The 25,924-nt window shown below is 70.9% G+C and carries 28 protein-coding genes and 3 pseudogenes; 11 read left to right on the top strand and 20 right to left on the bottom strand.

Annotated features, from left to right (window positions below; translation table 11 throughout):
- Nucleotides 1-128: 128 nt before the first annotated feature.
- The 6 genes from OG780_RS34445 to OG780_RS34420 form a co-directional block, all read right to left on the bottom strand.
- Complete coding sequence (locus OG780_RS34445; protein ID WP_328454796.1) at nucleotides 129-704, bottom strand: hypothetical protein; 576 nt, start codon at nucleotides 702-704, stop codon at nucleotides 129-131.
- Nucleotides 701-2,083: a hypothetical protein gene (locus OG780_RS34440; protein ID WP_328454794.1), complete on the bottom strand. Its 1,383-nt coding sequence runs from the start codon at nucleotides 2,081-2,083 to the stop codon at nucleotides 701-703. The genes OG780_RS34445 and OG780_RS34440 overlap by 4 nt, the downstream gene beginning before the upstream one ends.
- The gene (locus OG780_RS34435) at nucleotides 2,080-2,913 is read right to left on the bottom strand and encodes an ABC transporter ATP-binding protein (protein WP_328454792.1); all 834 of its coding nucleotides are present in this window, start codon (nucleotides 2,911-2,913) and stop codon (nucleotides 2,080-2,082) included. Before OG780_RS34435 ends, OG780_RS34440 begins: the two co-directional genes overlap by 4 nt.
- Nucleotides 2,910-3,728 carry a zf-HC2 domain-containing protein gene (locus tag OG780_RS34430; RefSeq protein ID WP_328454790.1) on the bottom strand — a complete coding sequence of 273 codons (819 nt, stop codon included), beginning with the start codon at nucleotides 3,726-3,728 and terminating at the stop codon, nucleotides 2,910-2,912. The genes OG780_RS34435 and OG780_RS34430 overlap by 4 nt, the downstream gene beginning before the upstream one ends.
- Nucleotides 3,725-4,273, bottom strand: coding sequence for an RNA polymerase sigma factor (locus tag OG780_RS34425; RefSeq protein ID WP_328458596.1), 549 nt, complete (start codon nucleotides 4,271-4,273; stop codon nucleotides 3,725-3,727). Before OG780_RS34425 ends, OG780_RS34430 begins: the two co-directional genes overlap by 4 nt.
- A 65-nt stretch (nucleotides 4,274-4,338) precedes the next feature.
- Complete coding sequence (locus OG780_RS34420; protein WP_328458787.1) at nucleotides 4,339-4,527, bottom strand: hypothetical protein; 189 nt, start codon at nucleotides 4,525-4,527, stop codon at nucleotides 4,339-4,341.
- Here OG780_RS34420 and OG780_RS34415 point away from each other — a divergent pair.
- A pseudogene (locus OG780_RS34415) lies at nucleotides 4,487-4,666 on the top strand (DUF2071 domain-containing protein); the annotation flags it as partial. The gene OG780_RS34420 and the pseudogene OG780_RS34415 overlap by 41 nt on opposite strands.
- Before the next feature lie 76 nt (nucleotides 4,667-4,742).
- Here the strand turns inward: OG780_RS34415 and OG780_RS44725 are convergent.
- A pseudogene (locus tag OG780_RS44725) lies at nucleotides 4,743-4,847 on the bottom strand (HipA family kinase); the annotation flags it as partial.
- A gap of 222 nt (nucleotides 4,848-5,069) precedes the next feature.
- Between OG780_RS44725 and OG780_RS34410 the strand changes: the two are divergent.
- Entirely contained in the window at nucleotides 5,070-5,519 is a 450-nt protein-coding gene (locus tag OG780_RS34410) for a Rieske (2Fe-2S) protein (protein ID WP_328454788.1), read from the top strand.
- 40 nt (nucleotides 5,520-5,559) lie between these two features.
- Here OG780_RS34410 and OG780_RS34405 read toward each other — a convergent pair whose 3' ends face one another.
- A complete protein-coding gene (locus OG780_RS34405; RefSeq protein ID WP_328454786.1) occupies nucleotides 5,560-6,195 on the bottom strand; it encodes a cysteine hydrolase in 636 nt (211 codons plus the stop codon).
- A 183-nt stretch (nucleotides 6,196-6,378) separates the two neighbouring features.
- Between OG780_RS34405 and OG780_RS34400 the strand changes: the two genes are divergently transcribed.
- Nucleotides 6,379-6,846, top strand: a complete 468-nt coding sequence (locus OG780_RS34400) for a pyridoxamine 5'-phosphate oxidase family protein (RefSeq protein WP_328454784.1) — start codon at nucleotides 6,379-6,381, stop codon at nucleotides 6,844-6,846.
- A gap of 204 nt (nucleotides 6,847-7,050) precedes the next feature.
- On the opposite strand, the gene OG780_RS34395 is transcribed toward OG780_RS34400, so the two are convergent.
- Entirely contained in the window at nucleotides 7,051-7,953 is a 903-nt protein-coding gene (locus OG780_RS34395; protein WP_328454782.1) for a LysR family transcriptional regulator, read from the bottom strand.
- A gap of 75 nt (nucleotides 7,954-8,028) precedes the next feature.
- Between OG780_RS34395 and OG780_RS34390 the strand changes: the two genes are divergently transcribed.
- Entirely contained in the window at nucleotides 8,029-8,964 is a 936-nt protein-coding gene (locus OG780_RS34390) for a DMT family transporter (protein ID WP_326789042.1), read from the top strand.
- 64 nt (nucleotides 8,965-9,028) lie between these two features.
- Here OG780_RS34390 and OG780_RS34385 read toward each other — a convergent pair whose 3' ends face one another.
- Complete coding sequence (locus OG780_RS34385) at nucleotides 9,029-10,360, bottom strand: aminotransferase class I/II-fold pyridoxal phosphate-dependent enzyme (RefSeq protein ID WP_328454780.1); 1,332 nt, start codon at nucleotides 10,358-10,360, stop codon at nucleotides 9,029-9,031.
- 35 nt (nucleotides 10,361-10,395) lie between these two features.
- Here OG780_RS34385 and OG780_RS34380 point away from each other — a divergent pair, with 35 nt between their 5' ends.
- Entirely contained in the window at nucleotides 10,396-11,085 is a 690-nt protein-coding gene (locus OG780_RS34380) for a pyridoxamine 5'-phosphate oxidase family protein (RefSeq protein WP_328454777.1), read from the top strand.
- Nucleotides 11,086-11,244: 159 nt separating this feature from the next.
- Here the strand turns inward: OG780_RS34380 and OG780_RS34375 are convergent, their stop codons facing one another.
- The 3 genes from OG780_RS34375 to OG780_RS34365 form a co-directional block, all read right to left on the bottom strand.
- Nucleotides 11,245-12,243 carry a DMT family transporter gene (locus OG780_RS34375; RefSeq protein ID WP_328454775.1) on the bottom strand — a complete coding sequence of 333 codons (999 nt, stop codon included), beginning with the start codon at nucleotides 12,241-12,243 and terminating at the stop codon, nucleotides 11,245-11,247.
- A 202-nt stretch (nucleotides 12,244-12,445) separates the two neighbouring features.
- On the bottom strand, nucleotides 12,446-13,483 hold the full coding sequence (locus OG780_RS34370) for an EamA family transporter (protein ID WP_328454773.1): 1,038 nt from the start codon (nucleotides 13,481-13,483) through the stop codon (nucleotides 12,446-12,448).
- A 334-nt stretch (nucleotides 13,484-13,817) separates the two neighbouring features.
- Nucleotides 13,818-14,366 carry a Clp protease N-terminal domain-containing protein gene (locus OG780_RS34365; protein ID WP_328454771.1) on the bottom strand — a complete coding sequence of 183 codons (549 nt, stop codon included), beginning with the start codon at nucleotides 14,364-14,366 and terminating at the stop codon, nucleotides 13,818-13,820.
- Between the two features lie 324 nt (nucleotides 14,367-14,690).
- Here OG780_RS34365 and OG780_RS34360 point away from each other — a divergent pair, with 324 nt between their 5' ends.
- Complete coding sequence (locus OG780_RS34360; protein ID WP_326789036.1) at nucleotides 14,691-15,119, top strand: type II toxin-antitoxin system Rv0910 family toxin; 429 nt, start codon at nucleotides 14,691-14,693, stop codon at nucleotides 15,117-15,119.
- A gap of 108 nt (nucleotides 15,120-15,227) precedes the next feature.
- Here the strand turns inward: OG780_RS34360 and OG780_RS34355 are convergent, their stop codons facing one another.
- The gene (locus tag OG780_RS34355) at nucleotides 15,228-15,881 is read right to left on the bottom strand and encodes a PadR family transcriptional regulator (RefSeq protein ID WP_328454769.1); all 654 of its coding nucleotides are present in this window, start codon (nucleotides 15,879-15,881) and stop codon (nucleotides 15,228-15,230) included.
- Nucleotides 15,882-16,107: 226 nt separating this feature from the next.
- Nucleotides 16,108-16,503, bottom strand: a complete 396-nt coding sequence (locus OG780_RS34350; RefSeq protein WP_328454767.1) for a MerR family transcriptional regulator — start codon at nucleotides 16,501-16,503, stop codon at nucleotides 16,108-16,110.
- A gap of 46 nt (nucleotides 16,504-16,549) precedes the next feature.
- Here OG780_RS34350 and OG780_RS34345 point away from each other — a divergent pair, with 46 nt between their 5' ends.
- Nucleotides 16,550-17,809: an MFS transporter gene (locus OG780_RS34345; protein ID WP_328454765.1), complete on the top strand. Its 1,260-nt coding sequence runs from the start codon at nucleotides 16,550-16,552 to the stop codon at nucleotides 17,807-17,809.
- Nucleotides 17,810-17,939: 130 nt separating this feature from the next.
- On the opposite strand, the gene OG780_RS34340 is transcribed toward OG780_RS34345, so the two are convergent.
- The 4 genes and pseudogenes from OG780_RS34340 to OG780_RS34330 form a co-directional block, all read right to left on the bottom strand.
- On the bottom strand, nucleotides 17,940-18,653 hold the full coding sequence (locus OG780_RS34340) for a 2'-5' RNA ligase family protein (RefSeq protein WP_328454763.1): 714 nt from the start codon (nucleotides 18,651-18,653) through the stop codon (nucleotides 17,940-17,942).
- A 177-nt stretch (nucleotides 18,654-18,830) separates the two neighbouring features.
- Complete coding sequence (locus OG780_RS34335; protein WP_328454761.1) at nucleotides 18,831-20,081, bottom strand: hypothetical protein; 1,251 nt, start codon at nucleotides 20,079-20,081, stop codon at nucleotides 18,831-18,833.
- A 228-nt stretch (nucleotides 20,082-20,309) separates the two neighbouring features.
- A pseudogene (locus OG780_RS44720) lies at nucleotides 20,310-20,462 on the bottom strand (TniQ family protein); the annotation flags it as partial.
- A 321-nt stretch (nucleotides 20,463-20,783) separates the two neighbouring features.
- On the bottom strand, nucleotides 20,784-21,020 hold the full coding sequence (locus OG780_RS34330) for a hypothetical protein (RefSeq protein ID WP_328454759.1): 237 nt from the start codon (nucleotides 21,018-21,020) through the stop codon (nucleotides 20,784-20,786).
- 416 nt (nucleotides 21,021-21,436) lie between these two features.
- Between OG780_RS34330 and OG780_RS44715 the strand changes: the two genes are divergently transcribed.
- The 3 genes from OG780_RS44715 (at nucleotide 21,437) to OG780_RS34320 (ending at nucleotide 22,996) form a co-directional block, all read left to right on the top strand.
- A complete protein-coding gene (locus OG780_RS44715) occupies nucleotides 21,437-21,547 on the top strand; it encodes a DUF6188 family protein (protein WP_443062341.1) in 111 nt (36 codons plus the stop codon).
- Between the two features lie 78 nt (nucleotides 21,548-21,625).
- The gene (locus tag OG780_RS34325; RefSeq protein ID WP_328454757.1) at nucleotides 21,626-22,015 is read left to right on the top strand and encodes a VOC family protein; all 390 of its coding nucleotides are present in this window, start codon (nucleotides 21,626-21,628) and stop codon (nucleotides 22,013-22,015) included.
- A gap of 171 nt (nucleotides 22,016-22,186) precedes the next feature.
- Nucleotides 22,187-22,996 carry a PhzF family phenazine biosynthesis protein gene (locus OG780_RS34320; RefSeq protein WP_328454755.1) on the top strand — a complete coding sequence of 270 codons (810 nt, stop codon included), beginning with the start codon at nucleotides 22,187-22,189 and terminating at the stop codon, nucleotides 22,994-22,996.
- 171 nt (nucleotides 22,997-23,167) lie between these two features.
- Here the strand turns inward: OG780_RS34320 and OG780_RS34315 are convergent, their stop codons facing one another.
- Nucleotides 23,168-23,968, bottom strand: a complete 801-nt coding sequence (locus OG780_RS34315; protein WP_328454753.1) for a CPBP family intramembrane glutamic endopeptidase — start codon at nucleotides 23,966-23,968, stop codon at nucleotides 23,168-23,170.
- 184 nt (nucleotides 23,969-24,152) lie between these two features.
- Between OG780_RS34315 and OG780_RS34310 the strand changes: the two genes are divergently transcribed.
- Nucleotides 24,153-25,922: a substrate-binding domain-containing protein gene (locus tag OG780_RS34310; protein ID WP_328454751.1), complete on the top strand. Its 1,770-nt coding sequence runs from the start codon at nucleotides 24,153-24,155 to the stop codon at nucleotides 25,920-25,922.
- The last annotated feature ends 2 nt before the right edge of the window (nucleotides 25,923-25,924 follow it).

Raw genomic sequence — 25,924 nt, 5'->3', positions numbered from 1 at the left:
GCCGGGCGGCCAGTGCCGCCGAGACGGCGGGCGACAGCCGAGCGCGGGAATCACGGGCGCGGCGCCGGGGACGTCTACGTGGAGGGGCGCGGTCGGTCCGCCGCACCAGAAGGTCCTTGTAACTGCGGCTACCGTTTGGGTCCAGCGACGGCGTAGACCGCGGTGCCGGCGATTGTGAGGACCAGGGCCGTCCAGGTGCCCGCGGCCGTGCCGGGCGGCAGCAGCATCCAGCCGACCACCTGCGTCGCCACGCCTGTCGGGGGCGGAGCGAAGAGTGACATCGCCAGCCAGGTGATGGACGGCGTCCACGCGTACCGCGCGCCGCAGGCCGTCGCCCCGATGGCGCAAAGACCCGTCAGGCCCGCGCAGTTGCGGACGACGAACGCGGTGGTGGCCAGATCTTCGCCCGTCGTCCGCACCGCCAGCAGCGCCGTGCCGACGACCGTGCCGATGAGCAGCACATGCACCGCCCTGCGGGGCACCCAGCGGATCGCGGCCGTCCGGTCCAGCGCGAGGTCCTGTCCGCCGAGCCCGATCGAGGCCGCCATCACCCCCGCGGCGAGGGCGAGCGTGGGCAGCCGCGGATCACCGGGTCCCGCGTCGCCGTCCGGGGCCAGCGCCCACACCGCCATCGCGCTGATCACCACCGCGGCGAACGACGCGGGCACCTGCCGTGAGCGTGCGTACAGCGTCAGCCATCTCACCGGGACGCACCGCCGGCCAGGATGTCGAGAGGGTCGCCCTCGCAGGAGACCGCGGCGGCGTGCATCACGCTGATCCGCGAGAGCTGTTCGGCCCGCGGCAGCGTCTTGAGCTCCTTCCACACCGGCCGGGCCAGTTCGAGCTGGTCGCGCGAGGAGTAGACGCTGCCACCGAGCAGTCTGAGGTCCCCGAGGACCCAGCCCGCCGCGATGCTCTGCGCGGCGGCCTCGCGGAGTGTGCCGCTCTCGCCGTCGCTGCGGGGGGAGCAGACCGGAGCCATGCCCTGGGCGAGCAGGACGCGGGTCAGCTCCTCGCCCTCGGCGCCGGCGATCACCCAGTCGTCGAAGTCGACGAGCACGGCGCCGCGGGGCCGTTCCGGCGTGGCGCCGAGAGCCCGTCGGACGGTGCTCTCACGGATCGAGTCCGGCGCCCGGCTGCCCAGGACGTCGTGCAGCAGGACCAGCGCCTTCGTGCCGGGGCCCGCGAGGTCGTCGAGTCGTGACTGCCGCACCTTGGTCACGCACACCGGACCGTCGCACACCATCGCCGCGGCGGCCTCGTCGACGACGTACGTCCGGCGCGGGTCGGAGGGGAGGACGAGCAGGGCGACCGCCGCGCCCGCCAGCACGGGCGTCAGGGCGAGCAGCCGTGCGCGCGGGGTCACCGCGGCCAGCAGTGCGAAGCCCGTCGCGGCCATGCCGAGCAGCCAGAACGTCTGCCCGAGGTGCACGGAGGCGGCGGGCGTGAGAAGCACGTCGTGTACCTCCGCCACCGCCGGTGACAGCAGTGAGACCCGGTTCGGCACCGCGGCCGTCGGTATCCCCGCCTCCATCGACTGCTGCAGCAGGTTGATGAACACGAAGGCCCCCACGGCCAGCGCGGGCGGGGTGAGCGGGGACGGCAGGGCCCGCCCGACTCCCATACCCAGTACGGCCCCGGCGACCAGGGCGAGTGCCCCCACCAGCGAGATCGGCAGCCATCCGAGGTGCGTGTACTCGGTGTCCGCGAGCATCACCTGGGCCGCACCCTGGAGGACGAGGAGCGCGAAGGCCGAGGTCACCGTGATCGCGGTCGTGCCCGCCAGCGTGGCCGCGCGGTGCCAGGCGGGCCGCGGTGTGCTCGTCAGCAGCTCGGACGTTCCCGAGCGGTGGTCGCGCAGCCCCTGGAGTGCCCCGAGCCCCACGACCAGCGGCCACAGAAAGACCAGCAGGAAGCGCGTCCACAGGGCCATGGACGTCCACTGGGCCGTCCACAGGGCGGTGCCCTTCCACCACGGACCGCTCAGCAGGTACAGGAACGCCGGCGCGGTCGTCAGGACCACCGCCCCGGCCCACGGGGCGACGGAGCGCCTCAGCTCGATGCGCAGGACGCGGACGCTCACCACGTGCCCCTTTCCTGCTCGGTGCTGAGCAGCAGCGCCGAGTAGCCGCGCTCCAGCGGGCTGTCGCCCACGTGCTCCGGGCCGCCCATCGAGGCCAGCTCGTCCGGAGGTCCCTGGAAGACCAGCCGGCCCTCGGCGAAGAGCACCACGTCGGTGCACGCGGCGGCGACGTCCTCGACCAGATGGGTCGAGACGACCACGCACGTGTCCTCGCCCAGTTCTTGCAGCAGTTTGCGGAAGCGCAGCCGCTGCGCCGGGTCCAGGCCGACCGTCGGCTCGTCCAGCAGCAGGATCGCCGGGTCGTTGACGATGGCCTGGGCGATGCCGACCCGTCGCACCATGCCGCCCGACAGAGCCTTCATCCTCTCGTCGGCGCGGTCCGCCAACCCCACCCGTTCCACGGCGCGTTGCACCGCGGCGGGAATGTCCGCCCTGGGCACCTCCTTCAACCACGCCATGTACTCGATGAACTCGCGCGCCGTGAACCGTCTGTAGTAGCCGAACTCCTGGGGCAGATAACCGATCCGGCGGCGCAGCGCACGCTGCTCGCCCGAGCGGCCCGCGGGCTCGCCGAGCATTTCGAGGGTGCCCTCGGTGGGGCGCAGTACGGTGGCCAGCGTTCGGATGAGGGTGGTCTTTCCCGCCCCGTTGGGTCCGAGGAGACCGTGTACGCCGGTGCCCAGAGACAGGTCGAGCCCGTCGACGGCCATCCGTTTCCTTCCGACCTTGACCTTCAGCCCGGTGGCCCGGATCTCCCAGGCGTAGGCCGTCGGTGCGATGTCGGCCGCGCTCACGGCGGACGTCATATGGTGTTCCTTTCCGATGGTCATCGATGGGCTCCCAGCACGGAGTACGCGTCCCTGCGGACGATCACGACACCGACGCCGAGCGCGAGGATCAGGCCCCACACGGGCAGACCGTCCGTCCGCAGGGCGAAGGCCGTACGGCCGGCGGCCAGGGTCGGTGCCACGATCACGGCGGCCCACAACGCCACCAGCGCTACGGCGGCGCGGGTCACGCCGATGACGCCGCCGAGCGCCAGAGCCGTCGAGGTGAAGGCGAGGCAGGGCAGCAGCCACTGCGCGGCCGTCGTCCCCGTCACCCATCCGCCCGCCAGCAGCGCGGGGACGACCACGACGAGTACGGACGCGGTGCGCCGCAGCAGCAGGTGGAGCCCGGCCCTGGGCACGGAGGCCGTCAGTTCGTACGCCGGGTCCAGGCCGCGCGACCACGACGCCGCGACGCCGAGCACGGGCAGGACCGGGGCGAGCAGCAGCACCAGCGACACCTCGCCGGTACCGGTGCCGGCCACGTCCAGCAGCAGTGCGAGCAGCGTCACGCTCGCGACCATGGCCAGCCACGGCACCATCACCGGCGTCGTCCACACCGACAGCCGCGCCGACCAGCGCCTGCGCGGCGGCATCGCGACGGCCGTGGCCAGCCGGGGCTCCAGGCCGGACCACACGGTGCCGACCAGCGCCGCCACGGCGGGCGCCTCGGCCGTGACGGCGGTCGACAGCCGGTCACGGCACACCCGGCACGCCTCCAGGTGGGCCTCCAGGGCCCACACCTCGTCAGCGGCGAGGTCCATGTCACCGCGCGCGTAACCGTCGATGATCCGCATCGACGCGTGCTCCACACTCATGTCAGCGCCTTCCGCATCACGTTCCGGGCCCGGCGGGCACGGGTCTTGACCGTGCCCTCGGGCAGCCCGAGCAGCACCGCGGTCTCCCGGACGGACAGCCCGTCGAGCACCATGGCCTGCAGTACCTGTCTGAGCTCCGGCGCGAGACGCCGCAGCGCGTCGCCGACGTCACCGCCGACGGTCGCCGCGAGCACCTCGTCCTCGGCGGCGGGCACCGCGTCGGGCAGAGCGGCGGTCGGCGGCGGCTCGGCGTGGTGCGCCCTGCGCCGGAAGGCATCGACGAGGCGGCGTGCCGCGATGGTCCACAACCAGCCGACGGCCGTCCCGCCCACCGAGGACCCCGCGAACGCACCCGCCGCGCGCCACACCGCCAGATACGTCTCCTGCATGACCTCGGCGACGATCTGGTCGTCCGCGCAGCGGCGGCGCAGCCGCACCGCCATCCATGGCGACGTACGCCGGTACAGCTCCTCGAACGCGGCACGGTCGCCCCTGGCCACCAGCCGGACGAGACGTTCCTCGTCCGGTTCGCCGGGTGCCTTCATCACTGATCTCACACCCTCTAGACGCCCGGCCGGGACGACGGGTTTTACCCTCGGCGTGATCCCCGTCACGCACGGGGACGGGCGACCGGAGTGCGCCGGAGTGTCAGCGAGGCGGGCGCACCCTGGCCTTCCCGGCCCGGTTCGAGCCGGTCCGAGCAGCACTGGCGGCGCACATCGAGTCCGGTGACGAACCGGGGGCGTCGATCGCCGTCGATGTCGACGGAGTCATGGAAATCGGCACATGGGGTGGGCACGCCCGACACTCCCATATCTCTGGACCGTCCCCTCTTCACCCAGCGGTGGCTCGATCTCACGTTCATCCACTGGGCCGTCGAACCCGACGCCGTTGCCGGGCTGTTGCCGAGCGGGACCGTCCCCGATACCCATCACGGGGCTGCTCCCGGTACCGAAGCGCAGCGTCGAACGTCGTAGCCGACTCCGCAGGCCAGCAACCCAACCCCGAGACCCCCTTCATGACGTACGTCCCGAGGTCGTCGGCCTCGACGGGTCCCGGCAGCGAGCCGCCCTCGCGCAACGGCGTGATGCAGCGGGAGGCGTTCACTTCCTTGAGCATCGCCGCAGGGTCGGTGGGGTGATCCCGCCCGGGGGACGCGACCCGGTGATGGTGACGGGAGCGGTGCCCGGTGTCCGGGGCGAGGGCGGATCGTGACCGCACACACCCGGCTGTCGGCGCGCTGTGGATCGGGTCAAGAAGTCGCCATTGCCTGAACAGCACGCGCTGGTGGACCGTACCTCTGAGCAGATCCAGATCATGTCCGCTGAAGGGAAAGCCAGCATGACCAGCGAATCGCTTCACTCCGCGCAGACACCTGCCCGACGCACCGTCGTGGCGGCGGTCGGCGCGGCAGGGCTCGCCGTCGCGCTGACCGCGTGCGGGGCGGACGACAAGGCCTCCGACACCGTGGGCTCCGACAACGGCGCCGCCGGGAACGCCGCCGGCACGGAACTCGCCAAGACCGGCGACATCCCGGAGGGCGGGGGCAAGGTCTTCGCCGACAAGGGGGTCGTGGTGACCCAGCCGACGGCGGGCACGTTCAAGGCCTTCTCGTCCAAGTGCACCCATCAGGGCTGTGCGGTCAAGGGCATCGCGAACGGCGTCATCACCTGCCCCTGTCACGGCAGCGAGTTCTCCGCCACCGACGGCAGCGTGAAGAAGGGGCCCGCGACGACCGGGCTGGCCGCCGCGGACATCACCGTCGACGGGGACGCCATCAAGCTCGCCTGACCGCCGGTGCCGGCCGCGGGCCACGCGCGGCGCCGAAGCGTCAGCGTCGTCGTTCGAAGCAGGCGAGCACCTCGTCGGTGGTCGTGATGGTGGCGACCAGCGCGAGGGTGTTCCGGACCATCGCGGGGGTGTACTCGGAGGGCACCCCCGCGATGGCGTCCGCGGGGACGACGACGGTGTAGCCGCGGTTCACGGCGTCGAACACGGCGTTGGGAACGGCGATGTTGGCCGAGACTCCGGTCACCACGAGGGTGCGGCAGCCCAGGTTGCGCAGCAGCGGGTCGACGTCGGTGCCCGAGATCGGCGACAGACCGTGCAGCCGGCGTACGACGAAGTCCTCCTCGGCGACCTCGACGGGCGGCGCGATCCGCACGGCCGTCGTGCCGGTCAGCTGGCGCACGGGCAGCCGTTCGGCCGCCCGGAACAGCCGGGCGTTGCGGTTGGCGCCGCGGCCGTCCGGGCGGCGCTCGGCGACCGCGTGGATCACCTGCACCCCGCTCTCGTGCGCGGCGCCCACCAGCCGGGCGATCCGGCCGAGCGCTCCGGACGACCTCGCCTCCTGGGCGAGTTCGGGCAGCGCGCTGTCCGGACCCACGACGCCCTGCTGGCACTCCACGGTGAGCAGTACCGTGCCGGCGGGGTCGAGGAGTTCACTGAGGTGCTCGAACGACGGCATGGCTCTCCTTGTCGTCGCGGTTCGGGACGGCGGAGCGTAACGACCATTGCGCGAGGACGGAAGACGGCTCATGATTTCCTGACGGAACGTCAGAAAGCTTTACCGGAAGCTTCGGCGGACAGAGCCGGTACACACGACAAGATCGGCAGGACCTGGCCGATACACAGGACAAGAGGGGACCGTATGACCGTCACGCAGCGCAGGGGCCGGAAGATCATGATGACTCCCGGTGAACTGGACGAGTTTCTCACCACCCAGCGCACCTGCCGTGTCGCCTCCGTGTCGAAGGACGGAGTCCCGCACGTGAGTGCCCTCTGGTTCACCTGGGACGGCACCTCGTTGTGGCTGTACTCGGTGGTGCGCAGCAAGCGCTGGGTGCAGCTGCGGAACGACCCGCGGGTCGCGGTGGTGATCGACTCCGGCGAGGAGTACGGGGAGCTGCGGGGTGTCGAGCTGTCCGGCACGGTGGAGTTCGTCGGCGAGTTCCCGCGCACGGGGGAACTGTGCGCCGAACTCGACGTCCCGGAGACGCTGTTCGCCCGCAAGAACTTCGGCCTGGAGGAGATGCCGCACGACGGCCGGCACGCGTGGATGCGACTGACCCCGGCGGCGATCGCCTCGTGGGACTTCCGCAAGCTCCCCCCGCTGTAGCCGGGTCGAACCCCGTACCGCTGCAGCCGGACCGAACCCGCTGCCGACGCAGCCGGGACCGAACCTCCCCCGGTGCGGCCAGAGCCGAACAGCCCCACCCGAACAGCGGGGGTCGAACAGCCCCCTGCCCGCGCGGCCGGAGTCGAACAGCGCCACAGCGGCAACGGAGCCGGACCGCTTTCGCCTCCCGCTGTTCGCCTCCCGCTACTCGACGGCCGCTCCGGCTCTGCGCAAGGCGTCCACCGCCGCCCTGATCGAGGGTCGGCGGTCGGCGTCGGCCCGCCACACGACGTAGACATGGCGGCGCACACGCTGCCGGACCGGCACCGTGACGACCCCCTCGGGCACCGGACGGCGCCCGAGGAGCGGGGCCACGCACACGCCCAGCCCCGCGGCGACGAGTCCGAGCTGGGTGTGCGTCTCCCCGGCGCGGTGTCCGATGCGCGGCTCGACGCCCTGGGAGCGCAGCGTGAACATCAGCCATTCGTGGCAGAACTCGCCCTCCGCCCAGGTGATCCACTCGTCGTCGGCGAAGTCCCCGAGGTCCACCTCGTCGCGGCCGGCGAGCCGATGGCCGGCCGGCATCGCCACATCGGCGGGGTCGTCGAGGATCGACGCCTTCACCAGTCCGTCGGGCAGGGGCATCGGCTTGTTGTACCAGTCGAGCACGACCGCGAGGTCCAGGTCCCCGCGCACCACTCCCGCGACCCCGGCCTCCGGCTCCAGCTCACTGGAGCGCACCCGCAGTGCCGGGTGCTCGGCACGCAGTTCCGCGAGCGCCGCCGGGAACAGTCCGCGCGCCGCGGTCGGGAACGCGGACAGTCTCAGCTCGCCGGCCACCTGACCGCGCTGCGCCTCCAGGTCGGACTGCGCGAGCTCGATCTGGGACAGGATGCGGGCCGCGTGCTCGGCGAGGAGCCGCCCGGCGTCGGTCAGACGCACTCCCCGGCCGTTCTTGGCGAGCAGTTGCTGTCCCACCTCGCGCTCCAGCTTCGACATCTGCTGGGAGACGGCGGAGGTGGTCACGTGCAGCCCCTCGGCCGCGCCGCTCACCGAGCCGTGCCGGGCGAGGGCGTCGAGGGTGCGCAGTCGCTCCAGATTCAACATGTAAGCAATGCTACGAGATATCGCTTGAGTATTCTCGCTTGTGCTACGAGATTGTTCTGCCTCATTCTTGACCGCATGAGCACCGTCGCCTCCCCCCGCCCCGTCACGCCGAACGGCGTCGCACCCCGCCGCCGCACCGCCCTCGACTGGCGGATCCGCTTCGGCGTCCTGTCGTTGATCTGGGGTTTCAGTTTTCTGCTCATCAAGGTCGGCACCGACGGGTACGCGCCGTTCCAGGTCACCTTGGGCCGGCTGCTGTTCGGAAGCGTGGTGCTCGTGGCGGCGATGGCGGTGAAGCGGGAGCGGCTGCCGCGCGGGGCGCGGACATGGGGGCACCTCGCGGTCGCGGCTCTCCTGCTGAACGCGCTGCCGTTCTCCCTCTTCGCCTACTCCGAGCTGACGATCCCGTCCACGCTCGCGGGGATCTGCAACGCGACATCGCCGCTGTGGGGCATGGCCCTGTCCCTGGTCGCCCTCTCCGAGGACCGGCCGACCCGGCGCAGGGTGGCCGGTCTCGGCATCGGCTTCCTCGGCGTCCTGACGGTTCTCGGTGTCTGGCAGGGCTTCCACGGCCTGGACGCCACGGGCACGGCGATGGCCCTGCTGGCGTCGCTGAGCTATCCGGTCGGCTGGATATACGTCCGCCGGACCCTCGCGGGCACCGGCCACTCGCATCTGTCGATGACCGGCGCCCAACTGCTCCTGGCCACCGCCCAACTGGCTTTCGTCACCCCGCTGTTCACCACGTTCCCGAGCCAGGTCGCATGGGTGCCGCTGCTCGCGATCGCGGCCCTGGGGGCGCTCGGCACCGGTCTGGCCATGCTCCTCCAGTACGGCATCGTCGCCGAGGTCGGCCCGACGACGGCCCAGATGGTCACGTACTTCATCCCGGTCATCGCCACCGCGGCCGGTGTCGCGATCCTCGGCGAGTCCCTTGCCTGGTCGACGCCGGTCGGCGCGGTGATCGTCCTCGCGGGCGCGGCCCTGACCCAGGCGAAGCCGCGCCACTGACACCCGCGGCACCCGCCGCCCACACACACCCGCCGCCCCGGCCGACGCGGCTCAGGGACACAGCTCAGACGTAACGGCGTGCGGGGGCCGGTCCCACGGCGGACGCGACGGCGTCCGCGAGCGGCCCGGCGTCCTCGGGCCGCAGCGTCGAGACAGTGATCCGGATACCCGGCGGCGAGCTCATCCGGAAGCGGGCGCCGGGAGCGACCGCCCATCCGCTGTGCAGCAGCCGGGAGACGGCCCCGGTCTCGTCCGGAACGGGGATCCAGACGTTCATCCCGCTGCGTCCGCGCGCTTCGACACCGCGTTCCCTCAGAGCGTCGATCAGCATGTCGCGGCGCGCCCCGTAGGCCGCCGCAACGGCCCCCGCCTCGACCGTGCCGGAGGTCCACAGGTGGACCACGGCCTTCTGGAGCAGCCGGCTCACCCAGCCGGGGCCGAGCCGCTGCCGCCCGTGCACACGGTCGACCGTGACGGGGTCTCCGGTGAGCACGGCGAGCCGGAGATCGGGCCCGTACGCCTTGGCGACGGAGCGCACGAAAGCCCAGTCGTGTGTGATTCCGGCGAGCGGATGCAACGGCAGGTCGACGATCCGATGACCGTGGTCGTCCTCGATGAGCAGGGTCCGCGGGTACGCGCGGAGCACCGAGCGCAGGTCACTCGCGCGGGCGGCGGTGACCGCGGCGCCGGTGGGGTTCTGCGCCCGGTCGGTGACGATCAGGGCCCGCGCCCCTGCCGCCAGCGCGCGCCGTACGTCGGCGGGAAGCGGGCCGTCGTCGTCGACACCGACCCCGGCCGTACGCAGCCCCAGCGCGGGTAGCAGGTCGAACAGGCTGCCCCAGCCTGGGTCCTCGACAGCCACGGTGTCGCCGGGCCTGAGATGGGCCATCAGGACACGCTCGATCGCGTCGAGCGATCCGGAGGTGACGACGACGGGCCCCTCGGGCACTCCGTCCGCGTCGAGCCCGGCGCGGGCGAGGCGCTCCAGCTCCGGCTCGACGGCGTCCTGCCCGTACTGCACGGGGTCGTGGTCCGACTGCCGGGCCGCCACCGCGAAGGCCTCGGAGAGCGCCGGCAGCAGGGCCGGATCGGGATTGCCCTCGCCCAGGTCCCGCACGCCCTCGGGCGCCTCGACACGCAGGTGTTCCCGGCCCGTGGTGGCCGGCTTCGGGCGCACCCGGCTGCCCCGGCGGCCGTCGGTCTCGATGACCCCGCGTTCACGCAGCGTGCGATAGGCCGCCGCGACCGTGTTCGGGTTGACCCCCAGTTCCTCCGCCAGCTCTCTCATGGGCGGCAGGAGTCGACCCGGCTCCAGATCCCCCGCTCCGACCGCCCGCTCGACGTCGGCGGCAATCTCTGCTGCGCGACGTCCTTCGATCCGATACTCTCCTAGCACAAAAAACATTATGCACTAATGCAATGGAGATGGCGATGTCGGAGACAAGCACCCAGCCGGGCACGACGGGATCCGCTGCCTATACCCCGACCGACCGCACTGTCCCCACCCGCTCCAAGGAACGCGCCGCGTACGACCGGGAGCTGGTGCACGCGATACTCGACGAGGGGTACGTCTGCCATCTCGGGTTCGTCCGTGACGGCGCGCCCGTCGTTCTGCCCACGCTGTACGCACGGGTCGGCGAGCGGCTCTACGTGCACGGCTCGACGGGATCGCGTCCGCTGCGGATGACCGGCCGGACCGATCCCGGGCTGGCCGTCTGCCTGACCGTGACCCACGTCGACGGACTGGTGCTGGCCCGCTCGGCCTTCCATCACTCGATCAACTACCGCTCCGTGGTCGTGCACGGCATCGCCCACGAGGTGACGGACCCGGAAGAGAGGGTCCTGGCGCTGGACGCGCTGGTCGACCACGTCGTCCCCGGCCGCTCGGCCGACATCCGCCCCGCCAACGCCAAGGAACTCGCCGCCACGGCCGTGATCCGCCTGGATCTCGACGAGGTCTCCGCCAAACTGCGCACCGGCGACCCGAGCGACGAGCCCGAGGACCTCTCCCTTCCCCACTGGACCGGTGTGGTCCCGCTGGCCAAGGGGTACGGCGTCCCGGTCCCGGCGGGCGACCTGGCGCCGGGCATCGAACTGCCCGGCTATCTGAAGGCCCTGTGAGCGCCGGAGCAGGTCACCCCGCGGGCTGAGACGGCCCCGCGCACCCTGCGCCTCCGACCGGGACCGGCACCGGCCCCCGCCGGAACCGGTGCCGGTCCCGGGCCGCACGTCAGGGATCGGGGGGTCAGGCGCTCGGCGGTCGCGCGTCAGGGGCCGGGGTCACACGAGAAGCGCCTCCTCGGGCGCCGCGAGCCGTTCGGCGCCCGCGGCGCGCGCCTCCGCCACCGCGAGTCCGGCGACCGAGCCGAGCATCAGCAGGGTGCCGACGAGTGTCGCCGGGGTGAGCCGCTCACCGAGCAGCCCGACGGCGAGCACGGCCGCGCAGACCGGCTCCAGGAGCATGATCACGGACACGGCGGCGGAGCGGACGACGGCGGCGCCGGCGAAGAACAGCGCGTAGGCAAGCGCCGTGGGGACCGCGGCGATGTAGGCCAGCAGCGCCAGCAGGGGAACAGGCTGGGCGGTGTGCGGGATCAGCCCCTCGGCGAGCCCGAGCGGCAGCAGGCACACGGTGGTGACGGCGAACGCCCACACCGTCGTGCTCGACCCGTCGACGCGGCCGTCGCGCCCCCACCACCGGGTGAGCAGCGTCATCGCGGAGTATCCGGCCGCGGAGAACACCGCGAGCAGGACACCCCAGGGGCGCACGGTGGCGTCCCCGCCGCCCAGGACCAGCACGCCGAGTCCGGTCAGCGCCCCGACGACGGCGGCGCTCCCGCCCCGGCCGAGACGCTCCCCCATGGCCAGCCGGGCGCCGACCGCGATGAGAACGGGCCCCGCGCCCAGGGTGACCACGGTCGCCACCGCCAGGCCGGTCGCCTCGACGGCGGCGAAGTAGGCGGTCTGGAAGAGGGCCAGCGCGAGGCCGGTCAGACCGATACGCAGCACCTTGGGGCCGAGGAGTTCCCGCACGGCGGGGCGGGGCCCGCGCCGGCCGGGGAGACGGCGCGGGCGAAGGCCCGGGCCACGGCGCAGACGTACGGCGAGCAGCAGGGCGAGTCCGCCCGCGCAGCGCCAGAAGGAGAGGGCGACCGGCCCCATGTCACTGGCCCGGTAGACCAGTGAAGCGGCGGCGCCCGCGGTGCCCCAGGCGGCACCGGCGACGATCAGATAGAGCAGGCCTCGCCCGACGGGCAGGCCGACAGCGGTGTTCGACACGTGTTCTCTCCGCAGTTCCGCAGAAGTTCGGGAAGGGACCGCGTCGCAGCCGGTGCCACGGGGGCAGGGGCGTACGGAAGGTCCTCGGACTTCTTCTGCGGGCAGCGCCGTTCCGCCCGGCACGGGGCCGGGCGGTGTTCCGGTACGCCCGCCTCAGGCGGCCGGAGGCGGAAGAACGAGCGTCGCAGGCATGATCAGCACTTTAGACGGCCGTTCCGTTGGCCGACAACTCTCGTCCGGTCTCGCTCGTCCCCCGCGCGACCGGCTCCTGCGAGGGTTTCGCCGCGACCGGCTCCTGCGAGGGTTTCGCCGGTGCCGAGGACTGCGCGATGAACGCGCCGAGCAGGACCATCGCTCCGCCGGCGATCTGGGGCACCGAGAGGTGTTCACCCAGCAGCACCCACGCCAGGACCGTGGCGATCACCGCTTCGAGACACGCCACCACGCCCGCGACCTGCGGGGAGAGCCTGCGCACGGAGAGGACACCGGTGACGTAGGCGACGACGGTGGCGACGAGGACGATCCAGCCGAGGAGCAGTGAGGCGGGCACGGACGTCCCGTCCATGTCCGCGCCGCCCCCGAGAACGGACCACCGCATGGTCCAGGGGCGCGCGACCGCGGTCAGCACGAGGGTGCCGACGAGGAGCCCGTACGCGATCACGCCCAGCGGGTCAGGTGCCTCGTCGCCCGCGTCGCTGCCCTGGTCGGACAGGACGAAGTAGCCGACCTGGCAGCAGGCGGCGCCCAGCGCGAGCAGCAGTCCGAGGGCGTCGAAGCCGAGCCCCGACCACACCTCCACCACGCAGGCGAGTCCGCCGGCCGCGAGGACGACTCCGAGAGCCGCGGCACGTGTGACGGGCCGGCGCTGCACGAAGCGCACCCAGCCGAGAACCAGCGCGGGGGCGAGGTACTCCACGAGGAGGGCGACGCCCACGGGGACACGGGATATCGCGGCGAAATAGCAGGCCTGGACACCGGCCACGCCGAGGAGTCCGAACCCGGCGAGCAGCGCGGGGCGTCGCTTGACCAGCGCCCGGTGCCGCACGGCGAGCGGCAGCATGACGAGGGCGGCACCGGCGACCCTCAGCCACACCACGTGGAGCGGGTCGAGACCCGCCTCGATCAGCGGCTTGGCCGCGACACCCGATCCGCCGAAAGCGACCGCCGACACGAGCGCCAGGCCCAGGCTGACGCCTCTTCCGTGGTTGCCCTGACTGCCCTGAGACGTATGCACCGGCACATGATGACAGGCGACGACATGACCGTCACCCCCGAAGACACCTGTCTCAGCGGCTGGACTCCGGAACGGATCCACGACGACCGCCGCGGGCTCGCCCGGTCAGACTTCGCGTCCAGGTCTCGGGTGTCCGGGGCTACGCGCGTCCCGGTCACGGGCGTCCGGACCCTCGCGCACCCGCGCCACCCCACCCACTCCGGCAGGCCCACTCCGGCAGGCCCAGTCCGGCAGGCCCAGTCCGGCAGGCCCAGTCCGACGAGCTCACCCCGGCAGCCCCACCGAGAGGCCGGCTCCTACAGGCCTTGCTCCGAAAAGGCCGTCACGTTCCGGACGCGCGTCAGCCGGCGCCTTCCCGGCCGACGCGCTCCCCGTGTCCGCTCTCGACGCGCTCCAGCAGCCGCGGGACGTCGACACCGGCCCGTCCCAGAACCTCGACGGCCCGCGACCGGGGATCGGCGACGAGCGCCGTGAGCAGGTCGAGACCCCGGGCCCGTTCGTCACCTCGCAGCACCGCACGCTCGTACGCCTCCCCCATGGCATCGGCCGCCACCGGGGACCAGTTGTTGCCTCCCGCCGCCACCGGTCCGGCGCCCGAGTTCTCGACGGCGCTCTGCCAGCGGAGTCCGTATCCGATGCTGCGCTGCACGAGGTAGCCGAGCAGCCGGGCGAGCTGCGGCCCGCCCTCGAAGACGGCACGTACCTCGGGGTCGCATTCCAGCAGGGAGTGCAGCAGATGAGCCGTGTCGATCTGCCGGTCCCCGTCGCGCAGCGCTCTTCTGCGCGCGCCGGAGACCACCGGGGCCAGCTCTGCGCCTGATCCGGCCTCGATGCCGGCGTGCTTCGGTCCGCTCGCGGTGGCGGACTGCTGAGGAATACGGGGCGGCACAGACTCCACCCCATCAGTCGCGCCACGCCACGTCATCCGCGGCGGGCAGCATCTTCGGGTCCGACACAGGGTGGGCATCCCTGTGCGGATTCTCCTCCTTGCGGATGACTTCGCGCCGATTTCCCCCAGGGAGCGCGCGCCGCCTTGCCTCGCGCTCTCCCGGCCGGCACTCCCCGCCCCCGCCCCGGCCTCGGTGCGGGGCAGGGATCGGCCTTCTCCACATTTCTGACGGTCCATCAGTATTGAATGTTCCAGGACCTGGAGCTACGTTCCGCGACACCGTAGCTGCGCCGGGCGCAGCGCCCGACACGAAGGGGTGGTCGCATGGCCGAAGTCAGCGCGGAAGCACGGATCGAGGCGCCCGCCGAGAAGATCTGGTCCCAGCTCACCGACTGGTCCGCCTACGGCGAGTGGAACGCGACGCACACCAACTTCCCCAAGGGCGGCCCGGAAAAGCTCGAGGTGGGCGGCACCTTCGCGGAGAACATGAAGCTCATGGGCTTCCCGGCCGAGGTCACCTGGACCATCGAGGAACTGGAGCCCGGCCGCACCCTGGCCATCCGCGGCAAGGGCCCGATGTCGGTGAACGTCACCACCCGCTACACGCTCACCCCCGACGGCGACGCCACCTCGGTGCGCATCGACGGGGAGTTCACGGGTGCGGCCGTCTCGTTGATGGCCGGCAAGCTCAAGGACTCGGCGACGGCCGCCCTCGACGAGTCGCTGCGCAAGCTGGCCGGGCTGGTGGCCTGAGTCTCGCGTGTCCGCGCGGCGCCCGAAGCGACGCCCGGCGCTCCGTATACCGACAGGCGCCCCGCGGAAACACTTCCACGGGGCGCCGGCAGGTACCACAACACGCCGTCAGTCCTCGTCGGCGAGGATCAGGTACAGCTTCTTGCGGGCTTCGTTGATGACCGCCAGCGCCTTGTCGCGCTGGCCCTTGCTGCCGGTCTTCCAGACCTGACCGAAGGCCTCCATGAGACCGAAACCGGCCTGCCGGATCTCGTGCAGCGACTCCCAGTCGACCCCGCGCCCGGCCTCTTCCCACGGCGCGTCGGGACCCTCGTCGGCCGCGCTGCGGCCCGACTCGGTGAGCGAGAACAGCTTCTTGCCGCCCTCGGCCTCGCTGGTGATCAGGCCCTCGTCCTCCAGCAACTGAAGGGTCGGGTACACCGAACCCGGGCTGGGCTTCCACGCCCCACCGCTGCGCTCGGCGATCTCCTGGATCATCTCGTAACCGTGCATGGACCGGTCCTTGAGCAGGGCGAGGATCGACGCGCGTACGTCGCCGCGCCGCGCCCTGCCCCGCGGTCCGCCCCGGCCGCCGCGCCCACCCCAGGGGCCCGGTCCGAAGCCGGGGCCACCGAAGCCGGGACCACCGGGACCACCCGGCCCGAAGGGCCCGAAAGCCCCCCGCAGCCCCTCGAAGCCGCCCCGACCCCGATGGCCGGGTCCGCCGTGGTGTCCATGTCCGTGTCCGTGCTCGTATCCGAAGTCTTCTCCACGGGAACGCATCGCAATCACTCCATTCCATCGTTGATCGGTCGCGATGCGTCAACGATATATCGGTACCGTTCGCATGACAACCCCCCTCCTCGCGAGCACCGATGAGACTTTCAGCGAGACCTGGCACTTTTCAGGCACGACTGGCACCAAGATCACCAGTCGCCAAGCCCGAGCCCCGCCCTTCGAAAACTGTCGTGTCCTGCTCGCAGCCGACGGCCTTGACGCAGGGGCGGCCTCAGATGTCTTCGGCAGTGCCGGACGAGAGCAGTTCGCAGCTGTCGAAGTTCATGCACCCGCAGGCGAGGCAGTCGGCGACGGCGTTCCGCAGCGCCTGCGTATCCTGGATGAACTGGTCCAGTTCGGGGAGCTTGCGTTCGGCGAGTGCGCGCCATTGCCGGGTGGCGCCCCGGTCAGCGTCCGCATCCAGCAACTGGCGGATCTCGGCCAGGGTGAACCCGGCCCGTTGCGCCATTTTTATCAACGCGATCCGCCGCACCGTGCTGGCCGGATAGACACGCCGACCTGCGACGCGCCCGGCGGGCGGCAGCAAGCCGACGCTCTCGTAGTAGCGCAAGGCCGAGGGGCGCATCCTGACCTGCCGCGCAAGTTCCCCAATGCCGAGCTCTCGCACTGATCCCCCTTGACCTCAAGCGCGCTTGAACCACAAGTCTGGCCGGGTGAAGCCCCCACGGACAACTCGCCTTCTGCCGCGGACGTATCAGCCCCTGTTCGCTCACCTTGAGTTCCGACGCCTCTTGCCGGCCCTGGCAGCCTCCGATCTCGGTGACGGGATGAGTGTGGTCGCCGTGGCATGGCTGGCCATTCAGATCGCACCACCAGGTCGGTCCGGCCTGTTCGTCGGTGCGGCGATCGCCGCGTATGCCCTGCCTGGGGCTGCTGGCGCGCTGGTCTTCGGCCGTTGGTTACGTCGCTTGCCCGCTCAGCGGCTGCTGGCCGCGGACAGTTGGCTCCGTGCGTCACTCCTCGGCTGCGTGCCTTTGGCCTGGACGGCAGGGGTGTTGAACCCGGTTCTGTACGTCGTCCTGCTCGCCGGTTCGTCAGTGCTGCATGCCTGGGGAAGCGCGGGAAAGTACTCGCTGCTCGCCCAGATCCTTCCCCCGGATCAGCGCCTGGCGGCCAACGCGTTGGTCAGTTCAAGCACTTCGGCGTCTGTCATCATCGGCCCCGCACTCGCCGGATTCCTCGCAACGGCCGTAAGTCCAGCCTGGATCATCGGGCTCGACGCGGTGTCCTTCGCCGTCCTTGCCGTCCAGGTCGGTCGGCTGGGCGGAGCGGCCAAGTCGATAGCAACGTCTGCGCCAGTCGACACCGGCCGATCGGCAGCCGGCCTGCACTTGTTGCGCAGGCAGCCCGAGCTTCTTGGGGTCCTCGCCCTGACGTGGTTCTTCAACTTTCTGTACGGACCGGTGGAGGTCGCGCTGCCGTTGCATGTCACCGATGACCTGCACGCCGAGTCCAGCCTTCTCGGGCTGTACTGGACGCTCTTCGGGGTGGGTGCCGTTCTGGGCAGCCTGGCTGCCGGTGCCCTTCGCAAGCTCCCCCTCTGGCCCGTCACCCTGGCCATCGTTGCCGGTTGGGGCCTCACGCTCGTGCCCTTCGGGCTGGGGGCACCGGCCTCCGTCTCTGTCGCGTGCTTTGCTCTGGGCGGCGTGATTTACGGACCATTCACGGCGCTGTCGTTCACCCTGTTCCAGGACCGCACGCCAGCAGCTTGGCTGACCACGGTCCTGGCTGCCCGAGGCGCCGCCCTTCTCACCGCCGCACCGGTTGGCACCGCGCTCGGCGGCCCCCTCACCGCTGCCCTGGGCCCGCGGCTGGTGCTGGCTGCCTCGGGGATCACGACCATCGTTCTCGCCGTCGTTGCCACCGGGGTGCGGGTCTGGGGAAATCAGCGGGCCGGTTCGAGGCTCACTTGAGGGGCTGCCTCGATCGGCATGCGACTCAAATCGGCGGCCGGATGCGGCCACGTCGCGCGAAGATCGAGCCGGTGGATTGGCAGCAGGCGAGGCATGTTGCTGGGCTCGCTGGCACCGACGCTCAACAGCATCAGTTCCCGTGAGACAAGGTGATTGCAGAGATGACGTCCCACCTGTAGGTAGCGTTTTCTCGACGCAGTTCCACAAGGTCCGCGTGCGAGACGTGAACCGGGAGAGCTGGCTGGCCTCGGAGCGCTGCCACTTGGCCGATCACCGAATCTGCGGGGCGGTTCGTATTGCTGTAGGCGATTCCAAGATGTGGACGGAAAGATTCCGTGGATCTTCCTCCGGGGGCTCCAGCCAACGCCCCCGCACGAGCGAGCATCGCGTGAAGGCCGATCAGCGGGTTCCACGGGGCGACGCTGTAGCGCAGGGCACCTCGTGATCCCGCCAGCGGGCCGACCTGCAGGTCGAAGGCTTTGGGCGCCATGTCCTGAGCCACTTGCACGACTCGGGCCAGGTCCCTCTCACTCATGGCGGCGCTGTCGGCGACTTTGTTCAATGTGATGTGCAGGCCATCTGAAGGCACCAGGTCCAGTGCCGGGTCGGCAACGGCGTCCTGACAGGCGCGAGCATCGTTTATCAGCGCGCGCTCATCGGGGAAAGTCAGCATCCAGTAGTAGGCCCGGCCCCCGTTCCAACCGGGACGGTCCCAGTGGTTGGACATGTGCGACACGGCTTGGAACGCCGCCCAGTCGTGTGCGGCAATCGCATGGGGGTCGACGAGGTCACGCGGAGGGTCGGGCGGGAATGCCCGCTGGTCCCGACGCAGAATCGCGCTCATTCATACCCCCTCGGCCGGACGGCGTTCGGGCCGTCTGCGTCGCTGTCCAGAGTCGCGCCCGCAGTGGGGCGCTGAGTCACCGAGCCTAGCCACCCGTCTCGTCTGTTCCAGGTCGCGGCGGCCGGGGTAAAGCTCACCGGAACTGCGGAGACGAGCTGCGGGTGTCGCCCGCGCGGTTCAGCGCACCGCAGTGGTGGTCGCGGTCCACGGGGCGATGCCCGGCGGGGCGGTGCCGCCCTTGTCGATGATCGGGGCGAGGAACGCGGCGTACTGGGAGAGCAGGGAGAGCCAGTTGTTGTCGGTGGTGCCTGTGGTTCCGTGCTGGATGCGTGCCCAGAATGCGCTGTCGCTCGTCCGCCAGAGGTGGTGAGTTCCCCGGGGCTGCTGGTCGCGGATGGGGTGCGGAGAATACACATGCTCGCCTTGAGTCAGGATGGTCCACGTGACAATGGACGCGGTCTGGCGTTTGCGGTCGCTGAAGTCGGGGCGGCCACCCCGTCCAGTCGGGATGGGGATTCTGGCGGTGATCTCGTTCCAGGTCGCCGGGTCGATGCACCAGTGGCGCAGGGCATCGCGTCGGCGACGGTAGTCGATCAGATCGTTTCGGCTGTCGAGTTCGTCGGCCAGGGCGTGGACGGCGAGTTCGAACTCCTGTGGGTCAGGCCGTGTCCGGGCCCAGTTGTGGACGGCCTTCGCGTTGTCGGAGGCCCGGTGGGTGCCGGCGGGGTTGAGTGGCAGTCCCAGGAGCGTCCCGGACTTGAAGAGCGAGCCGCCGACTGCGATCTGGCACAGGTGGAGCACGGCTGCTCGCCGGATGCTGGACGCCGGGATTCCGTCCATGTGCGCGAAGTACCTTGCGTACCAGTCGTCTTCGAGGAAATGGGGGATGCGCTGGGGGCCGAAGCGTGTCCTGCGGATGGGACGTTTCAGCGCGCGGGGCCGTAGTTCCCGGGCGTAGGTCTGCAGCACGGGGGCGACGGCTTGCAGGAATCCTTGGGAACAGTCGGGTCTGGTGTCCAGGAAGTCCCTGCGCCATTCGCCGCTGCTTCGACGGCGTGGGTCGTGCACTACCAGCGAGCGGACGTGCTCGCCCAGCTCGCGGGGGTTCTCCAGCCGAAGCAGTCGGTCGGCGGCGGCCAGAAGGGCCGCGCAGGGAGCGGAGGCCAGCGTGGGAGCGTCGATGAGGGTCTGGGGCCGGTCGGCGAACGGCTGTTCTTCGCGCGGCGCTGCTTGGTCGTCGTCGAGTGCTTCGGCAAGTCCCGGGTCAGGAAGGATGTCGCGGGCCCGCGGCCAGCTGGCCTTGATCAGCTGGCAAAGGACGCGAAGGTCGATGAAGTAGTTGCCGACGCCGGCCTCGCGGCCGAGCACCTCGGTGGTCGTCGGGCCAGAAGCCGACAGCAGGTCGAGCATGTGCCGTCGGAAGGCCATGACCTGCTCGCTGGGGGCGGGCGCGGAGGCAGGACACCGGTCGAGTCGGCCCTGGCAGCCGATTTCGGGGCCATGCCCGGCGGACCCCTTGGCCGGTAGCGGGGACCGGCACTGGGCGGGATGCAGACCTGTGTCGCGCCAGCGGGGCAGTGCCCGGTAGGTGGTCCTGGTGACGGTGCAGAGGGCTGGCCGGCCGCATTCGGGACACCGGTGTTCGAGGAAGCGGCTGTGGGTGGGACAGGCGAAGACTGGTGGCAGTCTCCAGAGCCGGCGCCAAGCACCTCCGAATGCCTGCTCGATCGGCGTGTCTCCACCGGCCAGGCAGTCAGGGCAAAAACGCGTTGTGTGGAGGAAGATCCAACGGTTGTGACGGCTCGACAGCTTCTGGCGTTATGAGGAGGGGATGTTGGAGGCCGGCGGGTAGCGGAGCCCGAGAGGGCTCAGGAGCATGCCTGTGACCTCGTCTTCAGAGGCCTTGACCGTTTGCGCGAACCTTGTCCGTACATCTTCTGTCATGTGAATGATGTGGGATACCGAACCGTTCGCACTCGCTGAGCGCGCCAGGCCTGTGGCATGTGCGAGATCGGCCGGCGATGCTTCGAGCCGGTAGGAGAGCCTCATCAGGAAGCCGGGGAGCGATTCGTCGGGCAGCGGTGGAAGGCTGCGCGGCAGAGACCTGAGCGGGTTCATCGCGTCTCCTGGTCACGCCACGGAGGAACTGGTGGCCGGGATGCCTTTGTCGTCGAAGGTCGTGTTCCTCGGCCTGGAGCCCGCTTTGTGTCCGGTCCGTGCCGGCTGAGGCGGAACGGACCCCTCCTCGCCGGCCTCCGCGTCGCGTTTTGGGTCGAGGACGCGGATGACGACCTCGTCCAGGAGGTCCTCTGTGAGTTCCTCCGCCTCGCTCCAGGTCGAGAACCGATCGGCGGGTACCGAAGGCATCGCAAGGTACGGCGAGTTCATCCCAACTGCACGCATGCGACCAGAGCGGGCTGACGATCACGCCCTCGACGGCACGCGGCGCCGAGGTCATCGACAGGGCAGAGCTACGGATCGACTCCATATCGACATGGAACAGGCACTACAACTCTCCATGGTCGAATCATCCAATTTCGGTGACAACATGACCGACAGCGCGCTACCGTGCCATCCCTCGCTGAAATTCAGTGTCAACCAGGGCTGAAATCTCAGACCCCTGCCCCAGCTCAGCCGCACCGATCGGTGTCAACCTCCGCTGAAAGTCTCAGCACCGATGCCTTGCTCTCGCTCAACCGAGTCGCCGTCTCAACGAACCGAGCCGTTCGGGCTCCCGCTTCAGGGAACCGAGTCGTCGGAAATCCCACGGCACAGGCCACCACCTGAACTGCTCACCAGATCCGACCGTCGAAGCGTGGCAGGTCACGGGCCCGACGGGATGGCGCTTCGTATCGCTGCCTGGAGGCGACCTCGCCGTCCGGTCCGGCTCATGAGCGAGTCCTGAGGCCTGACTCGCCCGGATCGGATCCTCGCCGCCGAGTGGCCTCGCGTCCCTTGAGAGGATCGGACGCATGACGGACTCCCCCATGCAGGTCAATGCGCTCATCATCGATGCGACCGACCCCGAGCGGCTCGCGGCGTTCTGGTCCGAGGTGCTCGGGAGGCCGGTCGTCGGCCGCATGGGCCCCTATGTCTGGCTTCGGCGGGAGAACGGCCTCGGCCTGGGCTTCCAGCGGACCGACGCCCCCAGGTCGGGCAAGAACCGCATGCACTTCGACGTCACCTCACCCGACCCCGCCGCCCAGCGACAACGGGTGGAGAAGCTCGGCGGACGCAGGCTGGAGCAGTACGACGACGGGGGGTTCCTGGTGATGGCGGACCCTGAGGGCAACGAGTTCTGCATCATCCCCGAGGGCACTTTCGAACTCGACGACGAGGGGCGCGCGGACTACCTCGGCTGACCCGCCGCGGGCAGTACTCGCCCGCCCCGCGCACGACACCCGTGGCCGTGCCGGACACCGGTACCGCCGGATGCGGAGAGCGGCACCCGAATCACCCGCCCGCGCGGCAAAGGGCCAGATCCCCCGGATTGGCCTTGGCCCGTGGCCTGCAGGCGCCGCTAGCTTCGGAGCATGCGGATTCGTATCGTCGACGCCTTCACCGACCGCCCCTTCGCCGGCAACCCGGCAGGGGTCCTCCTCCTCGACTCCTTCCCCGGCGATGCCTGGCTCCAGAACGTGGCCATGGAGGTCAACCACGCCGAGACGGCGTTCACCCACCGCCTGCCGGAGGGCGGCGAGGCCGACTGGGCGCTGCGCTGGTTCACCCCCGCCACCGAGGTCGCCCTGTGCGGACACGCGACCCTCGCGGCAGCACACGTCCTCACCACCACCGGCGCCCATCAGGGCCCGGTGCGCTTCGCCACACGCAGCGGTGTCCTCATCGCCACCCCGGAAACCGACGGCTCGATCACCCTCGACTTTCCGACCGCGCCCCTCACCCCGGTCGAGACCCCCGACGGTGTCGCCGGGGCACTCGGCGCCGAGCCGCTCCGCACCCTCGACACCGGCCCGAACACCGGTGACCTGCTCGTCGAGATCGCCGACGAGAAGACGGTCCGCGCTCTCGCCCCGGACCACAAGGCGCTCGCCCGCTACTCCGAGCGCGGCATCATCGCGACCGCCCGCGCCGAAGACCCGTCACGCGGCTACGACTTCGTCTCCCGCTGCTTCTTCCCGAACGTCGGCATCGACGAGGACCCGGTCACCGGCAGCGCCCACACGGCCCTGGCCCCGTTCTGGTCGGATCGCCTCGGCCGCCCCGCCCTCACCGGCCTGCAGGCCTCCCCCCGCTCCGGCCTGGTCCGCACCGAAGTGCGCGGCGACCGCACGCTGCTCTCGGGCCACGCGGTCACGGTCATCGAGGGCGACCTGCTCGTCTAGGGAGCCCGCGGGATCCGGTGCGACGACCCCCGGGACCCGTACGACAGACCCCGCACGGGCGTGACGGCACACGAGAAGGGGCGTACGAGACGGTCGTACGCCCCTTCCGGAACCGGATCCGCCGCACCCCTTCGGGAACCGGCTCCGCCGCTCGGTCCTCGCGAGCGCGGCTCAAGCCGTCGGGAGCCAGCCCACCTTCCCCGCGAGCAGCGCGTACCCGACGAAGGCACCGATGTCGAGCAGCGAGTGCGCGACCACGAGCGGCCCGACCCGACCCCAACGCCGGTACAGGTACACGAAGACCACACCCATCACCATGTTGCCGACGAACCCGCCGATGCCCTGGTAGAGGTGGTACGAGCCGCGCAGCACCGCACTCGCCATCAGCGCCGTCCCCGGTGTCCAGCCCAACTGCCCGAGCCGGCGCAGCAGATACCCGACGACGATGACCTCCTCCAGCACGGCGTTCTGCACGGCCGACAGGATCAGCACGGGGAACTTCCACCAGACGTCCGGCAACGCCTCGGGCACCACCGTGAGGTTGGCGCCGAATGCGCGCGCAGCCAGATAGAAGGCGATTCCCGAGCTGCCGATCACCGCCGCGACCATGGCACCGCGTCCGAGGTCCGGCCAGGGGCGCGTACGGTCGAAGCCGATCACGCGCATGCCCTGGCCCTCGCGCAGCAGCAGGTGCGCGACGAGCGCGACCGGCACCAGGGCGGACGCGATGCCGAAGAGCTGCCAGGCCAGGTCGAGCCAGGGCCGGCCCGGCGCCGCCGAGGCGTTGAGGGTGGCCGCCTGGTCCTTGAGACCTCCGGGTTTCGTCACCGACCCGACGAAACTGATCAGCGCGGACACTCCGCTCGCACCGAGCGACAGCGCCAGGACGAGCAGCGTCTCGTCCCGGAGAATCCGTCGGGTCAGCCTCTCCCCCGGAAAAGAACCGGCCACCGATCCCGCCTCCACCTGCACTCCCGCCTCCAGTTGGGTATTCCCACCGCATCCCCGTCCTCGCCCCGCTAGGGTCTCGAAAGAAGTTACGAAGATCGTGCGCGACAGGCCGTCGGGGGGCGGGCACCGTACGGGGCGTACGTCCCCTTCCGCCTGTTCTGCGGCTGTCTCACGGCTCAGGCTCATCTGGGAGGACCTCACCGTCATGGGACGTCACAGCTTGCCCGACGCTCGACGGGCGGGCTCCGCCGACCCCCGGATCCGCGCACGCCGCCGCAATACGGCCCTCGCGACGGCACTCGTCCTCACCGTCGTCGGAGGCACGGCAGCCGCGGTCCGCGGGGGCCTGTTCTCCTTCGGAGGCTCCTGCGGGGACGATGTCATACACATCGAGGTGGCCGCCTCGCCGGACATCGCGCCCGCGCTACGGGCCGTCGCGAAGGACGCCCGTGAGAAGAACGTCACCTCGGACGGCCGCTGTCTCGACGTCGGCGTGACCGCGCGCGAGTCGTACGAGGTCGCCGCCTCGCTCGGGGCGGGCAAGAAGTCCGACGTGCAGGTGTGGGTGCCGGACTCCGACGCGTGGGTGGAGCGGGTCGCCGACACCGGCTCGGCCACGCAGGTCACCAGCCTGGGCAACGTCGCCTCCTCACCCGTCGGCGTCGCTGTCGTCCCGTCGGCCGCCAAGAGGCTGGGCTGGCCCGCGAAGACGTACACCTGGACCGAGCTGGCCGGGGGGACGACGCGGGCCAAGAAGCTCGAACTGGGCGCGGTCGATCCCGCCCGCAGCTCGACGGGACTGCTCGCGCTGGCCAGGATCAGCGCGGCCGCCTCCGGCGTCAAGGACGGTGACGTCCGGACGGCGGCCATGGCCAAGACGCTCTCGCGGCACACGTCCGACAGCGACACCGAGCTCCTCGGCACTCTGCCGCACGAAGGCTCGGCCACCGGGGGGAACAGCGCCGGCCGCAATCAGGCGCTGATCCTCTCCGAGCAGGCGGCGTTCGCGCACAACAGCGCGCCGGACGGCGGCCAGGACCTCGACCTCTTCTACCCCGAGGACGGCTCGCCGCTGCTCGACTACCCGTACACGCTGGTCGACGAGCCGCGGCTGAGCACCGACGAGGGCCGTGCGGCCCTGCGGTTCATGACCCTGCTCGGAGAGCCGGCCCCCCGGCAGTTCCTGCGGGTGTTCGGGTTCCGCACGGACGCGGAGAGCCCGTCGGCCACACTCGTCGCCGAGGCCGGCGGAAGGTCCCCGCAGCCGTACACGCGGATCCTGGCCGACTCCGCGTCGAAAGGCGCGGTCCAGGAGGCCCTCGGCATGTGGACGATCACGGTGGAGAGCGCCCGGATCACCACGGTCGTCGACGCCTCCTCCTCCATGGGCGTGACGCTGCCGGGCGACGGCCGGTCCCGTATGGACGTCACGAAGGAGTCCCTGCTCCAGGCCCTCGCCACCTTCACCGCCGAGGACGAGATCGGGCTGTGGAAGTTCTCCACGAAGCTCGACGGCGACAAGGACTACCGCGTGCTGGTGCCGACCGGGCGGCTCGGGGACAGCAAGAAGAAGGGCGGCCAGCGCGCGAAGCTGACCGCCGCCTTCAAGTCCCTGAAGCCGGTCCCGCACGGAGAGACCGGTCTGTACGACACCACGCTCGCCGCGTACAAGGAGGCCGTCGCCTCCTACGCGAAGGGCCGGTTCAACGCGCTGGTCGTCCTCACGGACGGGGTCAACCGGGACCCCGGCAGCATCTCCCGGTCCGAGCTCGTCTCCGAGCTCCAGAAGCTGGCCGACCCGGACCACCCGGTACCGCTGATCGCCATCGCGGTGGGCCCCGACAGCGACCGGCGGGAGGTCGACCAGATCGCCAGGGCGACCGGAGGCTCCGGCCAGCGGGTCAACGAGCCCTCACAGATCCACGCGGCGATGCTCAAGGCGATCACAGCGGCCGGCGCGGGCAACCCCGGCTGACC

It is taken from the genome of Streptomyces sp. NBC_00386, from assembly GCF_036063235.1.
Taxonomy (GTDB): domain Bacteria; phylum Actinomycetota; class Actinomycetes; order Streptomycetales; family Streptomycetaceae; genus Streptomyces.
This window is presented reverse-complemented; position numbering and strand designations above follow the sequence as displayed.